General features: G+C 66.7%; 17 protein-coding genes and 1 tRNA gene. 11 read left to right on the top strand and 7 right to left on the bottom strand.

All coding sequences use genetic code 11. The features are described 5' to 3' along the window. Positions 1-53: 53 nt before the first annotated feature. The 3 genes from BN971_RS05565 (at position 54) to BN971_RS05570 (ending at position 2,271) form a co-directional block, all read left to right on the top strand. Positions 54-509: a ribonuclease FAU-1 family protein gene (locus BN971_RS05565; RefSeq protein WP_090350020.1), complete on the top strand. Its 456-nt coding sequence runs from the start codon at positions 54-56 to the stop codon at positions 507-509. A 68-nt stretch (positions 510-577) separates the two neighbouring features. Then, positions 578-940 (top strand): HAD family hydrolase, encoded by a 363-nt coding sequence (locus tag BN971_RS25605; protein WP_245836460.1) that lies wholly within the window; start codon positions 578-580, stop codon positions 938-940. After that, positions 895-2,271, top strand: coding sequence for an HAD-IIB family hydrolase (locus BN971_RS05570; RefSeq protein ID WP_245836461.1), 1,377 nt, complete (start codon positions 895-897; stop codon positions 2,269-2,271). The genes BN971_RS25605 and BN971_RS05570 overlap by 46 nt, the downstream gene beginning before the upstream one ends. Positions 2,272-2,465: 194 nt before the next feature. Here the strand turns inward: BN971_RS05570 and BN971_RS05575 are convergent, their stop codons facing one another. Together BN971_RS05575 and BN971_RS05580 are read right to left on the bottom strand one after the other, a co-directional pair. Beyond that, positions 2,466-2,777, bottom strand: coding sequence for a hypothetical protein (locus tag BN971_RS05575; protein ID WP_085178971.1), 312 nt, complete (start codon positions 2,775-2,777; stop codon positions 2,466-2,468). Then, the gene (locus BN971_RS05580) at positions 2,774-3,103 is read right to left on the bottom strand and encodes an AbrB/MazE/SpoVT family DNA-binding domain-containing protein (protein WP_085178972.1); all 330 of its coding nucleotides are present in this window, start codon (positions 3,101-3,103) and stop codon (positions 2,774-2,776) included. Before BN971_RS05580 ends, BN971_RS05575 begins: the two co-directional genes overlap by 4 nt. Positions 3,104-3,412: 309 nt before the next feature. Between BN971_RS05580 and BN971_RS05590 the strand changes: the two genes are divergently transcribed. Then, entirely contained in the window at positions 3,413-3,829 is a 417-nt protein-coding gene (locus BN971_RS05590; RefSeq protein WP_085178974.1) for a hypothetical protein, read from the top strand. A 167-nt stretch (positions 3,830-3,996) separates the two neighbouring features. Here BN971_RS05590 and coaE read toward each other — a convergent pair whose 3' ends face one another. The 4 genes from coaE to polA all read right to left on the bottom strand — a co-directional run bounded on the left by coaE (position 3,997) and on the right by polA (position 9,971). Further along, positions 3,997-5,187 (bottom strand): dephospho-CoA kinase, encoded by a 1,191-nt coding sequence (gene coaE / locus BN971_RS05595; protein WP_085178975.1) that lies wholly within the window; start codon positions 5,185-5,187, stop codon positions 3,997-3,999. Between the two features lie 14 nt (positions 5,188-5,201). Next, on the bottom strand, positions 5,202-6,653 hold the full coding sequence (gene rpsA / locus BN971_RS05600) for a 30S ribosomal protein S1 (protein WP_085178976.1): 1,452 nt from the start codon (positions 6,651-6,653) through the stop codon (positions 5,202-5,204). A 166-nt stretch (positions 6,654-6,819) separates the two neighbouring features. After that, on the bottom strand, positions 6,820-7,266 hold the full coding sequence (locus BN971_RS05605; RefSeq protein ID WP_085178977.1) for a DMT family transporter: 447 nt from the start codon (positions 7,264-7,266) through the stop codon (positions 6,820-6,822). Positions 7,267-7,307: 41 nt separating this feature from the next. Further along, a complete protein-coding gene (polA, locus tag BN971_RS05610) occupies positions 7,308-9,971 on the bottom strand; it encodes a DNA polymerase I (RefSeq protein WP_372511874.1) in 2,664 nt (887 codons plus the stop codon). Positions 9,972-10,136: 165 nt separating this feature from the next. Between polA and BN971_RS05615 the strand changes: the two genes are divergently transcribed. Continuing rightward, the gene (locus tag BN971_RS05615) at positions 10,137-10,580 is read left to right on the top strand and encodes a Zn-ribbon domain-containing OB-fold protein (protein ID WP_085178979.1); all 444 of its coding nucleotides are present in this window, start codon (positions 10,137-10,139) and stop codon (positions 10,578-10,580) included. Continuing rightward, positions 10,577-11,776 carry a lipid-transfer protein gene (locus BN971_RS05620; RefSeq protein ID WP_085178980.1) on the top strand — a complete coding sequence of 400 codons (1,200 nt, stop codon included), beginning with the start codon at positions 10,577-10,579 and terminating at the stop codon, positions 11,774-11,776. Before BN971_RS05615 ends, BN971_RS05620 begins: the two co-directional genes overlap by 4 nt. An 87-nt stretch (positions 11,777-11,863) precedes the next feature. On the opposite strand, the gene BN971_RS05625 is transcribed toward BN971_RS05620, so the two are convergent. After that, positions 11,864-12,484 (bottom strand): ANTAR domain-containing response regulator, encoded by a 621-nt coding sequence (locus BN971_RS05625; protein WP_085179017.1) that lies wholly within the window; start codon positions 12,482-12,484, stop codon positions 11,864-11,866. A gap of 114 nt (positions 12,485-12,598) precedes the next feature. On the opposite strand from BN971_RS05625, the gene BN971_RS05630 reads away from it, so the two are divergent. The 5 genes from BN971_RS05630 (at position 12,599) to BN971_RS05650 (ending at position 16,859) form a co-directional block, all read left to right on the top strand. After that, positions 12,599-12,675 (top strand) — tRNA-Leu (locus tag BN971_RS05630). Between the two features lie 306 nt (positions 12,676-12,981). Beyond that, a complete protein-coding gene (locus tag BN971_RS05635; protein WP_085178981.1) occupies positions 12,982-13,185 on the top strand; it encodes a hypothetical protein in 204 nt (67 codons plus the stop codon). Between the two features lie 178 nt (positions 13,186-13,363). Further along, positions 13,364-14,704: an adenylate/guanylate cyclase domain-containing protein gene (locus BN971_RS05640; protein WP_085178982.1), complete on the top strand. Its 1,341-nt coding sequence runs from the start codon at positions 13,364-13,366 to the stop codon at positions 14,702-14,704. 48 nt (positions 14,705-14,752) lie between these two features. Further along, entirely contained in the window at positions 14,753-15,325 is a 573-nt protein-coding gene (locus tag BN971_RS05645) for an HdeD family acid-resistance protein (protein ID WP_276010820.1), read from the top strand. A gap of 58 nt (positions 15,326-15,383) precedes the next feature. Then, complete coding sequence (locus BN971_RS05650; protein ID WP_085178983.1) at positions 15,384-16,859, top strand: cytochrome ubiquinol oxidase subunit I; 1,476 nt, start codon at positions 15,384-15,386, stop codon at positions 16,857-16,859. Positions 16,860-16,882: the final 23 nt, after the last annotated feature.

Here is a 16,882-nt window from a genome sequence, read left to right on the forward strand (position 1 = left end):
AACATGAGACGTTCGACCTGCTGGCCCGCACCAACACCGATCCCAAGGGCATGGTGCGGGCTGTCGACGAGTACGTCGTGCGGCCCTGGGGGCTCTACATGGCGCGGCCCACTCCGGCCCGCGCCCAGTTCCACTACCTCGAGTCATGGCTGCTGCCGGCACTGGGCCTGCGCGCCACGGTGTTTCATTTCAATCCGGGCCACGAACGCGATCACGATTACTACCTGGACGTCGGCGAGTACACGCCCGGCACCGACGCGTGGCATTCAGAGGACCACTACCTCGACATCGAAGTGCGCACGGGTGCGGGGGCGGCACTGGCCGACGTTGACGAGCTGCTCGAGGCCCTCCGCCACGGGCTGCTGAGCCCGGAGGTCGCCGAACGGGCGGTTCGACGCGCCGTGGACGCGGTCGACGGGCTGGCCCGCAACGGGTACGACCTGTCGCGGTGGCTGGCGCCTCGCGGCATCGAGCTCGCCTGGCGCGCCCACCTAGACAGGGTCGAATGACCCTACAGATCGGCGCGCCACCACCCTAGGTTCGGCGGTGACAGGTCAGCTGGCCCCGAGGGGATTCTGTGCCGTTCTTCCAAGTGATAGCGCTCGACCTCGACGGCACATTGGCCTCTGGGGGCCGGGTGTCCGCCCAGGCGTTGGACGCCATCCGCGATGCGCGGCAGAAAGGCCTGACGCTCGTACTGGCGACCGGCCGCATCCGAGCGGAATTGGCGGCGGAATTCCCCCACATCGTCGACGTCTTTGACGCGCTGGTACTCGAAAACGGCGCCGTGGTGGTCGTCAATGGGCACACCACCGTGGTCACCGAGCCGGTGGATAAAGCCTTTGACGACGCACTCGCCCGGCGCCGGGTGCCCTACCGCCGGGCAAGGCGCTGGTGGCCGTCGACGGCCACCACGCCGCGAGCGTCGCAGAGGCCATAGCCGAGCTTGAACTGGACTGCCAGATCGTCCGAAACCGCGATGCCCTGATGGTGTTGCCGGCCGGCGTTACCAAGGGCAGCGGGCTGGACGCCGTGCTGTTGGAAGCGAATCTCTCGCCGCATAACACGCTGGCGGTCGGTGACGCCGAGAACGACTTGTCGATGTTCGGCATCGCCGAACTGGGCGTTGCCGTGCCCAACGCCGTCTCGTCCGTGCTGCGGCACGCAGATCTGATCCTCGACGACCCGGACGGCACGGGTATCGCAGCGCTGCTGAACAACTCGTATGTGACTGGGGCACGGCGGTTTTGCCCCCGGCGACGGTGGGTGGACATCGGCACCTTCGACGACCGATCACCTGCCCAGATTCCGGGCAGCCAGGGCCGAATCCTCGTTACCGGCCCCCCCGGATCCGGGAAAAGCTACCTCGTCGGCCTGATGGCGGAGCGGTGGATCGAGGCGCATTACTGCGTGCTGGTCATCGACCCGGAAGGCGACCACGTCCAATTGGGGCAGCTTCATGGGGTACGTGTCATTGCAGGCCGTGACCACCTGCCCGAACCCAGCGAACTCGTCAACAGCCTCGATCCGCGAACCAGTGTGGTGGTCGACATGTCCGGTCTGGCCGAGACGACCAAAAAGGATTATGTGCACCGGCTGCGCTCCACCGCCGAGGCGAGCCGCGAACAGCGCGGCTTTCCGCATTGGGTCATCTATGACGAGGCCCATCTCCTCGGCACCGAGGAGGAAGCGCCCTGGGCACGCCGCGGCGGTTACGTCTTGTGCTCCTTTGCGCCGGCTTCGTTGCCCGCCGGCGAAATCGACAAGAGCGACGTGATATTGGCGCTCAGCGATGAGAGCGGGGCAGACATGAGTTCGGTGAGGCGAGCAACGGTGCGCTTCGGCGCTGCGCCGCCCCGCGCGTTCGCCATCGCCGAACGCCAGACCGAACACGTGCGGCACCGCAGGAAATATGCCGATGTCCGCCTTCCCAGTGAGCGCCGGTTCTACTTCCACGACACCGACGGCCAGTTCATCCGTCCGGCCGCGACGATGGAGGAATTCCGCTCCGCCATCAACCATCTCGATCAGCGAGCGCTGCAATACCATCTCACTCGTGGGGACTTCTCCCGCTGGCTGGGGAGCACCATCGCGGACAAGGGCTTCGCCCGGCAGGTGGCGGCCTGGGAGGATGAGGTATCAGCCCGGCACGCCGCGGACGTGGAACGCGTGCGAAATCAGCTGGCCCGCGCCATCGAAGGTCGCTATCTGCCCGAGTCCGACGCGGACGGGTCCGCGACAACGGCAGACGCCTTGCCACGGCCCTCCTGAGCTGCCGGCGGCGCCCCGCCCGAACCCTGTCGGCCGGTCGGTCGTCGCGAGTCCGGTTGCTGCTGCGCGGCTTGGGCAGCGCCGGACTGCGCTTTGAACGCCAATGCGACAACGCACAGGCGTTATAGCGAAGATGCTGCGGGGCCTGAGAGGTTGGGGGGCGCGCGACCGGGGGGAGCACGTGCGGTCGCGATCTAGGGGGATTTGAAGACGTCGTGCTCGCCGACGCGACGCCACCGACAGCGCAATTCACCGGCGACGGTAACCAATTCGAATGTGGCCCGCCCGTCAGGGCTGGCGAAGGACCAGGTCATCTCCAAGATACCGGGCGCGCCCTGCACCGACTTGACACGCAGCGATCGCGGCCATGGAGACGCCGGATCGGCGGCGTAGGCATCGCAGGCTGCGACGAACTTCGTTCTCACCACGTCCTGAAAGGTCACTCGGTGCTCAGCCTTCAGTTTGCGGTAGTCGGCATCGAACGCAGGCGTGGTCTCGAACTTCACGGTTGCGGCGCGGCGTCGTCGGCCTGGGCCTGCGCGTCGAGTTGATCCAGATGATCCAGGAAGACGTCGCCGTCGTCGTGAACGGTGACCCGTCCGGCCGCCACGTGCTCGTCGACTTCCTTTTCCCGCTGCTGCCAGCGGTCCTCCCAGAACCACCGCTGGTCGGCGGGAATCGGGAGCGCTGGCCGAAGCTCGAGCACCCCGTCCTCACGCTCGGTGATTTCGACTTGAGCACCCGATTCGTCGAGGTGCAGCCGCCGACGCACCTCGGCGGGCAGGGCAACCACACCGCGGCCCTGGACCGCTACGAAACCATGAAAAGCCATGGTTCTATAGTCGCACATTACCGCAAAACTGCAAAGCTATAATGCTGTAAAGCAGCATTACCGATAAGCATCGTATGGTCAACTAAGTACGCGAGCAATGTGGGGAACGTCAGTCTGCGTGAAGATCGGGAACAGGGTGGTCGCGAGCAGGGCAATGAACCGATCGAGCCACGACTTCTCCGTGAGTCGCTCGCCCCGATCGCGGGACCACGCGAGAGCGTGATGTTGGTAAATCACGATGACACGGTCGGCGTCGGATCCCACCGCACCGAACCCAGCCCAATCCCGCCGGGCGTAATCTCTGCGACTATGAGCACCAACGGACGCAGCAGGGCGCCGATCGCGGCCATGGTGGCGATCGTGACGGGCCCTGCGCTTTTCCCCGCAACCGCACACGCGGACCTGCACAACATCACCTACCGGGCCCGGATCGACGCCTTGACGACGGGTAGCCAGGCCACCTTCGTGATCAACGGCGGCCAGACCAACACCACCGGCCTTCCGTCGACGCCGGGCAACGTGTTCGAGGCGAACACGGTGTTGCCCGATCCGCAGCAGGCCGGCATGCAGATCGTGCTGCGCTGGCCGTACTCGGCGAACGTGCACTGCGAGATCGACGTGGACGACAACCTTTTCACGCAGGTCGACCAAATGGTCAGGCCGGCACCGGGGAATGCGGCGCCGGCGAAGGGCACGCTGGCGTGCGGGGCGCCGCTGCCCTCTTAACCGCTCTTAACCGGGCTGCGGAGTTCAGGATTCACTAGCTGGAACCATTAGACGTTCTGCCCGCCTCATAGCGACAAATGCTGTCGCGCAGGTCATTTGTTGCTATGAGGTGGGCACAAACGAACACCCGCCCCGGCGGGGACTCGTGTGACTGCTGTGACGAACACTCAGGGCCGCCAGCCGGTCACGTCCGCCCAGGCCCACGCGCGTCGGTAGGCATCGGAGAACCACGGCTCCTTGGCGTCCACGTAGGACGCGATGTCGCCACCCGCGCGCTCCGCGGCCGCCCGCTTGACGTTCACGTACTCGGCCCGCACCTCCGGCTCGGCGGTCAGCCAGTCGACGAACAACAAGGCGAACCGCTGGTTGGGCCAGCCGTCGACCCGCAGGTGCACGTTGGTCGGGCGTCCCGGATCGGCCGAGCCGTGAAAGCGCTTGCCCCACAGCGACGCATCGTCGCCGCCCCCGTCGGGCTTGGCGATGTCCTCTCTGATGCTCTCGATCCGCGGGTAGCCGGCGGAAAGCAGGGGCTCGGCGAGTTCGTCGGCGACGTCGAGGGATTCGACGGTGATCTGCACGTCGACGACGTCCTTGGCCGGCAGTTCCGGCACAGCGGTCGAGCCGATGTGGTCGATGCGCAACGCCCGGTGCCCACACGCAGTCTTCAATCGGGCGACGATGCGCCGAGCCTGGTCCGGCCAGGTCGGATCGGATGCGACCACGCGTGCGGAGCCGCGTGCGATCTGGCGCTCTCCGAGGTTGCGGGCGAAGGGGACTATCCGGCCTTCCCACACGTCGCGGGCCCGCCCCGCCAACTCCTCAGGGCTACCCGAATTGTCCAGCCACACATCGGCGACGGCGCGGCGCTGCTTGTCGGTGGCCTGGGCGGCGATCCTGGCGCGGGCGTCGTCTTCGGACATCCCCCGCAGGTCGACCAGCCGCCGCACGCGAACCTCGACGTCGGCGTGCACCACAACGACCAATGGGAACAGCGGCGCCATCCCCGATTCCACCAGCAGCGGAATGTCCTCGACGACAACCGAATCGTCGGGCACCGAGGCGATGATCTCGGCGCGGCGCTTGCCCACTAGGGGGTGCACGATCCCGTTGAGCTTCTGGCGCGCCTCGTCGTCCCGGAAAGCCTTGGCGGCCAGGGCCGGCCGATCCAGCGATCCGTCGGGAAGCAGGATGTCGTCACCGAAGGCCTCGACGAGCGACGCCAGCCCCTGGGTTCCCGGCTCGACCACCTCACGCGCGATGACGTCACCGTCGACGATGATGGCACCGCACTTCGCGAACGTGGCCGACACCGCGGACTTGCCGGCGCCGATGCCACCGGTCAAACCGATACGCAGCATTGCGGGAACGCGTTTTAGGCGTTGCCGGCGAGCTTCTCCCGCAGGGCCGCCAACTGGGCGTCGCTGGCCAGCGATCCGCCGGCCGCCTTCTCCTCGCGCGCCCCGCCGTTGCCCGACGGCTGGTCGCCGCCGCTGTCGTGGCCGGCCGCCTCGGCAGCCGCGAACTTCTCCATCTGCGCGGTGTGCATCTTGTGCCGGCGCTCGGCCTCGGCGTAGCGGGCCTCCCACTCGGTGCGCTGGGCGTCGAATCCTTCCAGCCACTCGTTGGTTTCGGCGTCGAAGCCCTCGGGGAAGATGTAGTTGCCCTGCTCGTCGTAGCTGTCGGCCATGCCGTACTTCGCCGGGTCGAACTCCTCGGTGTAGTCCTCGTTGGCCTGCTTGAGCGACAACGAGATCCGGCGCCGCTCCAGGTCGATGTCGATGACCTTGACCATCGCGTCGTCGCCGACGGCCACCACCTGGTCGGGCACCTCGACGTGACGCTCGGCCAGCTCGGAGATGTGCACGAGGCCCTCGATGCCCTCCTCGACCCGCACGAACGCACCGAAGGGAACCAGCTTGGTGACCTTGCCGGGCACGATCTGGCCGATGGCGTGGGTGCGGGCGAAGTGCCGCCACGGGTCTTCCTGGGTTGCCTTGAGCGACAACGACACCCGCTCGCGGTCCATGTCGACGTCGAGCACCTCGACGGTGACCTCGTCGCCCACCTGCACCACCTCGGACGGGTGGTCGATGTGCTTCCAGGACAGCTCGGAGACGTGCACCAGGCCGTCCACCCCGCCGAGGTCGACGAACGCGCCGAAGTTGACGATGGACGACACGACACCCTTGCGGATGGCGCCCTTCTGCAGCTGGTTGAGGAACTCGCTGCGGACCTCGGACTGGGTCTGCTCCAGCCAGGCGCGCCGCGACAGCACAACGTTGTTGCGGTTCTTGTCCAGCTCGATGATCTTGGCCTCGATCTCCTTGCCGATGTACGGCTGCAGATCGCGAACGCGCCGCATCTCGACCAGGGACGCGGGCAGGAAGCCACGCAGGCCGATGTCGAGGATCAGGCCGCCCTTGACGACCTCGATGACGGTGCCCTTGACGGCCTCGTCCTTCTCCTTGAGCGCCTCGATGGTGCCCCAGGCGCGCTCGTACTGTGCGCGCTTCTTGGACAGGATCAGCCGGCCCTCTTTGTCCTCCTTGGTGAGAACGAGCGCCTCGACCTCATCGCCGACGGAAACGACCTCACTGGGGTCGACATCGTGCTTGATGGAGAGTTCGCGGGCGGGAATGACGCCCTCGGTCTTGTAGCCGATGTCGAGGAGCACCTCGTCCCGGTCCACTTTGACGATCGTGCCCTCGACGATGTCGCCATCGTTGAAATACTTGATCGTTTTGTCTATTGCTGCGAGAAAATCCTCGCTCGAGCCGATGTCGTTGACGGCTACTTGGGGCGAGGTGACGGTGGGACTCGGCATGTGGTGGGTTGCTCCGGACAGGTTGGGTCGTAGGGACAAAACAGGATTTACCTGACGAGGCTACTCGACGGGGCACACGCTGGACAAACCGGTCGACCCGGATCGCCCGCCGACGTAAAGCTTTCGCGAACGCCAGGCCAACGTTGGGCCGAACCGGGGTGGGCCGTCAGAACCTGGCGACGAGGGCCACCCCGCACACCATGAGCAGCCCGCCGAGGGCTCTGCCCGCGGTGATCGGGTGCGGATCCACCCGCAGCCAGCCGAAATGGTCGATCAACAGCGACATGATGAGCGCCGCGGTGACCGTGAAGCCCATGAAGGTGCCCGCGCCGACCCTGTTGACCAGCGTCAGCCCGGCATAGACCTGCACCGCGCCCACCAGGCCGCCGATGACGGCCCACCACGGCATCGACGCGACGTCCTTCGCGGTGGGCAGGGGTTTGGACATCACCAGGAACGCCGCGACGAAAAAGACCGTGATCACGGCGAACGAGACCGCCGACGCCAGCCAGGGGTTGACCAGGTGCTTGTAGAGCTGCCCGTTCATGGCGGCGCCACACGTCTGCAGCGCCCCGCCGAGGACAATGAACGGGATCATCCAAACCGGGTTCACAGCGCCCCTCCCCTGTGCAAACAGTGCCCTTACCGTGCCGGTTAATGCGCCGCCGAGTCCCACGAGCGGCCGTAGCCGACCGACACCTCGAGCGGAACGTCGAGCGGGTAGGCGCCGCCCATCTTCTCGCGGGCCAGCGCTTCGACCTTCTCCCGCTCACCGGGGGCGATCTCGAACAGCAGCTCGTCGTGCACCTGCAGCAGCATCCTGGAGGCCAGTCCGGCCTGCCTGATCCCCTTGTCGACCTCGATCATCGCGACCTTGATGATGTCGGCCGCGCTGCCCTGGATGGGGGCGTTGAGCGCCGCCCGCTCGGCGGCCTCACGCACCTGCCGATTGCTGCTGTCCAGCTCGGGTAGGTAGCGCCGGCGGCCCAGCACCGTCGAGGTGTAACCGTCCTTGCGGGCCTGCTCCACGACGGCCATCAGGTAGTCGCGGACCCCACCGAACCGGGCGAAGTACTGGTCCATCTGGTCTTTGGCCTCTTCCGTCGAGATCTTCAGCTGAGCCGACAGGCCGTAGGCGCTGAGGCCGTAGGCCAGCCCGTAGGACATCGCCTTGACCCGGCGGCGCAGTTCCGGGGTGACCTCGTCGATCGGCACCCCGAACGCGCGGGAGGCCACGAACGAGTGCAGGTCCTCCCCCGTGTTGAACGCCTCGATGAGGCCCTCGTCCTTGGACAGGTGGGCCATGATCCGCATCTCGATCTGGCTGTAGTCGGCGGTCATCAGTTCCGTGTAGCCCTCGCCCACCACGAACGCGTCGCGGATCTGCCGGCCCGCGTCGGTGCGGATCGGGATGTTCTGCAGGTTGGGCTCGGTCGACGACAGCCGGCCGGTGGCCGCGATCGTCTGGTTGAACGTCGTGTGGATGCGGCCGTCGTCGGCGACCGAGTTCAGCAATCCGTCGACGGTGACCTTCAGCCGCGTGACGTCGCGGTGGGTCAGCAGGTGCTGCAGGAAGGGGTGCCCGGTCTTGTCGAACAGCGATTGCAGGGCGTCGGCGTCGGTGGTGTAGCCGGTCTTGGTCCGCTTGGTCTTGGGCATCCCGAGCTCGTCGAAGAGCACGGCCTGCAACTGTTTTGGTGAGCCCAGGTTGATCTGCTTGCCGATCACGGCGTACGCGGCCTCGGCGGCGTCACGGATCTCGTCACCGAATGTGCTCTGCAACTCCGTCAGCTGCTGCACATCGACGGCGATGCCGACACCCTCCATGTCCGCCAGCACCCGCTGGACCGGCAGCTCCATCTCGCCGAGCAATGCCGACGAGTCGATGCGGTCCAGTTCGGCGTCCAGGGCTTCGGCGAGGTCCGCGACCGCCCGCGCCCGCAGGGTCAGCGTCTGGACGGCCTGCTCGTCCACGCCGTCGATGTCATCGAGCAGCGAAAGCTGTTGCTGCTCAGGCTTTTCCGCGCGCAGTTCACGACGCAGGTAACGCAATGACAGATCGTCGAGGGTGAAGCTGCGCTGCCCGGGACGCACGACGTAGGCGGCCAGGGCGGTGTCGGAGGTGACGCCGTCGAGCGCCCAGCCGCGCCCGGCGACGTCGTGGATGGCGAGCTTCGCCTCGTGCAGCGCTTTGGGTTTCGTCGCGTCCGCCAGCCACTCGGCCAGGGCGGCGTCGTCGTCGGGCGTGAGCGTCGCCGTCTCGATGTAGCCGCCTTCCCCGTCGGGGGCCGCGATCGCGAGCGCGGTGGCGTCCCCGCCGTGGGGCAGGTGGGTGCCGGCGATGGCCAGGCCGGATCGGCGCCCGTCCGCGGCGTGCTCCGCCAGCCACCGCCTGACGGTGCCCGGCTCCAGAGCGCCGCCGCGCACGTCGAACCCCTCGTCGACCTCCGGCTCGACGGCCGCCAGGGTCTCGAACAGCCGGTCCCGCAACACCCGGAACTCCAGATCGTCGAAGAGCCGGTGGATCTGGTCGCGGTCCCAGGGCAGCATCCGCAACGTGTCCGGCGTCTGCGCGAGCGGCACGTCCTTGACGAGGTCGGTGAGCTCACGGTTGCGGATCACGCTCGCCAGGTTGGCCCGCAGCGCGTCGCCCACCTTGCCCCGCACCGAGTCGACGTTGTCGACGAGCGCCTGCAGCGAGCCGTATTCGGCGATCCACTTCGAAGCGGTCTTCTCCCCGACGCCGGGGATTCCGGGCAGGTTGTCGCTGGGATCCCCACGCAGGGCGGCGAAGTCGGGGTATTGCGTGGGCGTCAGCCCGTACTTCTCGACGACGGCCTCCGGGGTGAACCGGGTCAGCTCGCTGACGCCCTTGCGCGGGTAGAGCACGGTCACGTCGTCGCTGACCAGTTGCAGGGAGTCCCTGTCGCCGGTGACCACCAGGACCCGGTAGCCCTCGTTCTCGGCCTGGGTGGCCAGGGTGGCGATCAGGTCGTCGGCCTCGAACCCGGGCTCGGCGAGCACGGTGATGCCCAGCGCGCCCAGCACCTCCTTGGTGATGTCGATCTGGCCGTGGAACTCGTCGGGCGTCGACGACCGGTTGGCCTTGTATTCCGGGTAGCGCTCCGAGCGGAAGGTCTGCCGCGACACGTCGAACGCGGCGGCGATATGCGTGGGCGTTTCGTCGCGCAGCAGGTTGATCAGCATGGCGGTGAAGCCGTAGACCGCGTTGGTGGTCAGGCCGCCGCGGGTCTTGAAGTTCTCGACCGGCAGCGCGTAGAACGCCCGGAACGCCAGCGAATTGCCGTCCAAGAGCATCAGCGTCGGCTTGGCTGTTTCCGCTGCGGTGGCTTTCGGGGCCGCACCGGCGGTTTTCGCGGCAGTCACGGCTCTCACTTTATGCATCCGGTATGACGTCCCGCCCTTCGCGCCGGAACTGCAACACGTTTCAGTTTTTGGGTGGGGCCTGGGTAGTCTGGCCGAGTGCCCGAGGTCACCAGCCAACAACCCGCGATCGACGGATGGTTCGCCACCGATGACGCCGGCGTTCCCCATTTGATCGGCAGCAGGTGTCCCCAGTGCGGCACCTACGTCTTCCCGCCGCGCGAGAACAACTGCCCCAACCCCGCGTGCGCCAACGACTCCCTGGAGTCGGTGGCGCTGTCGACGCGGGGAACGCTGTGGAGCTACACGGAGAACCGTTACGCGCCGCCCCCGCCGTACCCGTCTCCGGACCCGTTCGAGCCGTTCGCCGTCGCCGCCGTCGAGCTGGCCGCCGAGGGGCTGATCGTGCTGGGCAAGGTGGTCGAGGGCACGCTGGCGGCCGACCTGAAGGTCGGCATGGCGATGGAGTTGACCACCATGACGCTGTTCACCGACGACGACGGCGTCGAGCGCACCGTGCACGCCTGGAGGATCGCCGAATGACTCCCGAACCGCTCTACATCCTCGGCGCGGGTATGCACCCCTGGGGCAAATGGGGCCGCGACTTCACCGAGTACGGGGTCGTCGCCGCGCGCGCCGCACTCGCGGAGGCCGGCCTGGACTGGCGTCAGATCCAGTTGGTCGCCGGGGCGGACACCATCCGCAACGGCTACCCGGGATTCGTCGCGGGCGCGACGTTCGCGCAGAAGCTGGGCTGGAACGGCATTCCCGTCAGTTCGAGCTACGCCGCCTGCGCCAGCGGCTCGCAGGCGCTGCAGAGCGCCCGCGCCCAGATCCTGGCGGGGTTCTGCGACGTCGCGCTGGTGATCGGCGCCGACACCACGCCGAAGGGCTTCTTCGCGCCCGTCGGGGGCGAACGCCGCAACGATCCCGACTGGCAGCGCTTCCACCTCATCGGCGCCACCAACACGGTGTACTTCGCGCTGCTGGCGCGGCGGCGGATGGACCTCTACGGCGCCACCCTCGAGGACTTCGCCCAGGTGAAGGTCAAGAACTCCCGGCACGGGCTCAACAACCCCAACGCCCGCTACCGCAAGGAGAACTCGATCGACGACGTGCTGGCCAGCCCGGTGGTCTCGGACCCGCTGCGGCTGCTGGACATCTGCGCGACCTCCGACGGGGCGGCGGCGCTGATCGTGGCGAGCAAGTCCTTCACCGAGAAGCACCTCGGCTCCGTCGCGGGCGTGCCCTCGGTGCGCGCGATCAGCACGGTGACCCCGCGCTACCCGCAACACCTGCCCGAATTGCCGGACATCGCAACGGATTCCACCGCCGTGGTGCCCGCGCCCGATCGGGTGTTCAAGGACCAGATCCTGGACGCGGCCTACGCCGAGGCGGGCATCGGGCCCGAGGACCTGAGCCTGGCCGAGGTCTATGACCTGTCGACCGCGCTCGAACTCGACTGGTATGAGCACCTGGGCCTGTGCGCCAAGGGCGAGGCCGAGGCGCTGCTGCGCAGCGGCGCGACCGCCCTGGGCGGCAAGGTCCCCGTCAACCCGTCGGGCGGGCTGGCGTGCTTCGGCGAGGCCATCCCCGCCCAGGCGATCGCCCAGGTCTGCGAGCTGACCTGGCAGCTGCGGGGCCAGGCCACCGGACGGCAGGTGGAGAACGCCACCGTCGGCGTCACCGCCAACCAGGGCCTGTTCGGCCACGGCTCGTCGGTGATCGTCGCCCGCTAGGCGGTTCGGCTCGGCTGGGGGCCCGGCGAGCAGACGCAGAATCGCACCCGGATGCGCGCATCCGTGCGATTCTGCGTCTGCTCGCGGTTAGGCGTCCTCTTCCGCGGTGCCCAGGGTCTCCAGGACGACTTCGGCCACACGCTTCATGGTGGTGCGCCGGTCCATGGCGGCACGCTGGATCCACTTGAACGCCTCGGGCTCGGTCATGCCCTGCTTGGTCTGCAGCAATCCCTTGGCGCGCTCGACGAGCTTGCGGGTCTCCAGGCGGTCGGACAGCGTCGCCACCTCGCGCTCCAGCTCGGTGACCTCGCTGAACCGGCTGACGGCCAACTCGATGGCCGGGATCAGGTCGCTGATGGTGAACGGCTTGACCAGGTAGGCCATCGCCCCGGCGTCGCGGGCGCGCTCGACCAGGTCCCGCTGGCTGAAGGCGGTCAGCACCACGATCGGTGCGATCCGCTTACTGGCGATCTCGGACGCGGCGTCGATGCCGTCCCGGCGGGGCATTTTGACGTCCATGATGACCAGATCCGGCCTGTGGCGCTCGGCCAACTCGACGGCTTCCTGGCCGTCACCGGCCTCGCCGACGATCTCATACCCCTCCTCTCGCAGCATCTCGGCGAGATCCAGTCGGATCAGCGCTTCGTCTTCCGCGATCAGGACCCGGTGCGGCGCAGCGGCGCCGGTGTCGGTCGTGGGGCCAGTCATGTCGAACATTGTCTCGCGGGCGGCAGTACCCAGCGACCGCGGGGGCGGCGAGACAGCGTGCGACGGCACATCCTCTATGGTGGGAGGCTGCCTCTCACGTAGAAGGCCGAGTGAGCCCTCGTATCCCAACTGGCAGAGGAAACGGATTCAAAACCCGTACAGTGTGAGTTCGAATCTCACCGAGGGCACCAGCCGCGACAGCGGGATTACCGCCTCTCCCCCAGTTCCCACAGGCCGTGGCGCGGGGCTTCGTACGGCAGCCAGCGCCAATATCCGACCGGCCGGATGATTCAGCGCGAATAGCTCCCCCCTAGGTAGGCTTTGGCGGCCGCGCCGGCCGTACGCGAATTGAATTCGCGCCAAATCGAATCCCTAAATAATAATTGGCCGGGAACGGGGCAATTTTTTTTCACCGTCAATTTTCCACTATTGCATTCCCGATTCGCAGCGTACGATCCGTTACACACAGGCAATCGCCTCGGCCGCGGGGGTGAGATATGGCTCAGCGCTCCAAGAAGATTGGTATCGGGTTGATTCTCGCCCTCACCGTTGCGATGACGAATAGCTGTGCGGCAGGCTGTAATACGGCCGCATCGCTGCTGCACGTGGCCGGCGACTCGATGGAGGGCAGCGACCACGCCGCGCTCTTGCCGATTCCCGGGGAACAGGTGTGCGTGTCGCAGACGGGCAACCTGGAGTAATCGCACATTTATCGGCCCGTGATGACCGACCGGTGCTTGTCGATTGCGAATTCGGCCTATTGATCGACTGAGCGAATCGGCGCACCGATAACCGCTATCCGCGCGATGCCCGGCTCCGCTTGGAAATGCCTTCTCAAGCCGACCGACACGAGGGCGGGTCACCGGTTACGCTGTCATCGTGGCGGCGAAGAAGTGTGGAGCCCCACCGAAACGGCCAGACGGCTCCCAGCGCCCGGATTGCGTAGCGGCGGTCCGCAATCAAACACGCGAGCGCAACCAGCACTACGCGCGCGCCGCGGCCCGCCAGGAAAGGCTGCTCAACATCGCCGCCGCCCTGGCCGTGCTGACGCTGGCGACCTTCGTGTTCATCCAGATCGCGACCGACTCCTGGTCCTGGCGCGTCGGCGCGATCAACCTCGGCGCCGCGCTCGTCTTCGCCGCCATCCCGTGGCTGCACCGGTTCGGCGGATTGGTTGCGCCGCTTACCTTTATCACCGCCGCCTACGTTTCGGTCTTCGTCAGCAGCTGGGCGGTGGGGACGGGCGCGGGCGCCGAATTCTTCTTCCTGGTCGGGGCATGCCTGGTGGTGCTGCTGCTGGGCATCGACCACATGGTCCTGGCGTCTGCGCTGGCCGGGGTGGCCGCCGCCCTGATCATCACCGTGGAGTACACCGTTCCGCGCACCACCGGGCTGCAGCCGGCCTGGGCCCAGCAGATGGGCTTCGTCGTCACGACCGTCTCGGCCTGCGTGATGGTCGTGGTGACGGTGTGGTTTGCGCTGCGGGACACCGCGCGCGCCGAGGCGGTGATGGAATCCGAATATGAGCGGTCCGAGGCGCTGCTGTCCAACATGCTGCCGGCCAGCATCGCCGAGCGGCTCAAAGAGCCCGACCACAACGTCATCGCCGACAAGTACGACGAGGCCTCGGTCCTGTTCGCCGACATTGTCGGCTTCACCGAGCGCGCCAGCAGCACCGCGCCGGCCGAACTCGTACGGTTCCTGGACCACCTCTACGGAACCTTCGACGAACTGGTCGACCGGCACGGGCTCGAGAAGATCAAGGTCAGCGGCGACTCCTACATGGTGGTGAGCGGCGTGCCCCGGCCCCGCCCCGACCATGCCCAGGCGCTGGCGGATTTCGCGCTCGACATGACCAAAATCGTGGCGGGGCTGCAAGATCCGCACGGCGAGCCGGTGCAGCTGCGGGTGGGCATGGCCACCGGCCCGGTGGTCGCGGGTGTCGTGGGTTCTCGTCGATTCTTCTACGACGTGTGGGGTGACGCCGTCAACGTCGCGTCACGCATGGAATCCACCGACTCGGTGGGACAAATTCAGGTGCCTGAGGACACCTACCAGCGGCTGAAGGACGAATTCGTCCTGCGCGAGCGCGGATTGATCGAGGTCAAGGGCAAAGGCATCATGCGCACGTGGCACCTGATCGCCCGGCGGCCGTTCCCGAAACCGATCGAAGATTCGGGCGACGTGGTCTCCGAGGAACCGCACACCGCCCCCGTGTGAGTCCAAAGTCCCTACCCCGGGACCGCCGTGGTGTGCCAGACTTCGGCCATGACAACCACTCCGGAGACCACACCCGTTCCGAGTTTGTTGCCGCACCTGTGGAAATCCGCGTTGGTGTCAGGAATCCTGTCGGTGATCCTCGGCGCCATCGTGCTGGCGAGCCCGGGACTTTCGCTGGTGGCCGCCGCGATCGCGTTCGGGGTATACCTGCTGATCACCGGCGCCGCGCAGGTGTTCTTCGCCTTCGCACTGCACGTCTCGGCGGGCAGCCGCGTCCTGTTGTTCATCAGTGGGGCCGCTTCACTTATCTTGGCGGTGTTGGCTTTTCGCCATTTCGGCAATGCGTTCCTGTTGCTGGCCATCTGGATCGGCGTGGGATTCATCTTCCGGGGTGTGGCCACCACGATTTCGGCCGTCAGCGACCCGAACCTGCCGGGACGGGGATGGTCGATCTTCGTCGGCGTGATCAGCCTGCTCGCCGGCATCGTGGTCCTCGGATCCCCGTTCGAGTCGCTCTACACGCTGGCGATCGTCGCCGGTGTGTGGTTCGTGGTCATCGGGGTGTTCGAAATCGTGTCGTCGTTCGGCATCCGCAAGGCGTCGAAGGCGCTGGGCGGTTAGCACCACCGGTAAGTACTACACTGTGTCGTAGACCTTGACCCTTGAGGGGGCGTGACGGATGAACGTCGTCGACTTATCGCGCTGGCAGTTCGGTATCACCACCGTCTACCACTTCCTGTTCGTGCCGCTCACCATCGGTTTGGCCCCCCTGCTGGCCATCATGCAGACGGTGTGGGTGGCGACGGGCAACGTCGCCTGGTATCGGCTGACGAAGTTCTTCGGCAAGTTGTTCCTGATCAACTTCGCGATCGGCGTGGCCACCGGCATCGTGCAGGAGTTTCAGTTCGGGATGAACTGGAGCGAGTACTCCCGGTTCGTCGGCGACATCTTCGGCGCGCCGCTGGCCATGGAGGGGCTCTTCGCGTTCTTCTTCGAATCCACCTTCATCGGACTGTGGATCTTCGGCTGGGGCCGGCTGCCGAAGTTGGTCCACCTGGCCTGCATCTGGATCGTCGCGCTCGGGGTCAACGCCTCGGCGTTCTTCATCATCGTGGCCAACTCGTTCATGCAGCACCCGGTGGGTGCCCACTACAACCCGGTGACGCATCGCGCAGAGTTGGACAGCATCGGCGCCTTGCTATCCAATAACACCGCGCGGTGGGCGTTTTCGCATACGGTGGCCGGCTCGCTGCTGACCGCCGGAACGTTCGTCGCGGCGGTCAGCGCGTGGTGGCTGGTGCGGGCCCGCACCAAGGCGGCGGAATCGACGCCCGCGGCGGAATCGGACGCGCGCACGATGTTTCGGCCGGCGGCCATTCTGGGATGTTGGGTGGTGCTGGTCGCCACCGCCGGATTGTTCTTCACCGGTGACCGCCAGGGCAAGCTGATGTTCGTTCAGCAGCCGATGAAGATGGCGTCGGCGGAAACCTTGTGCGACACCCAGACCGATCCGAACTTCTCCATCCTTACCGTCGGCCGGCACAACAACTGTGACGGTGTCAACGGCGTCATCGAGGTGCCCTACGTGCTGCCCTATCTCGCCCAAGGCCGCACCAGCGACGTCACGTTGCAGGGCGTGCGCAACCTGCAGCGGGACTACGAACAGCGCTTCGGACCAAACGACTACCGGCCCAACCTCTTCGTCACCTATTGGTCGTTCCGCGCGATGATCGGCTTTTTGGCCATCCCCGTCCTGTTTGCGCTGGCGACGCTGTGGTTCACCCGCGGCGACCGCATTCCCAACCAGCGCTGGTTCTCCTGGCTGGCATTGCTGACGATCCCCACGCCGTTCCTGGCCAACATCTCGGGGTGGGTCTTCACCGAGATGGGCCGTCAGCCCTGGATCGTTGCGCCCAATCCCACGGGCGACCAACAGGTCCGGTTCACGGTCCACCAGGCCGTGTCCGACCACGCGCCCGCGATGGTGGTCACCTCGCTGGTGACGTTCACCGTCCTCTACGCGGCCCTGGCCGTCATCTGGTTCTGGCTGCAAAGGCGCTACATCACCGAGGGGCCGCAGGAACACGACGCCGAACCGGCGCCGCCCAAGGCGCCCTCGGATGACGAAGTGGCCCCGCTCTCATTCGCCTATTGAGTTGCTCAGCAAGGCCTTTCGAC

Origin of the sequence: Mycobacterium bohemicum DSM 44277 (genome assembly GCF_001053185.1) — a bacterium.
Lineage (GTDB): Bacteria > Actinomycetota > Actinomycetes > Mycobacteriales > Mycobacteriaceae > Mycobacterium > Mycobacterium bohemicum.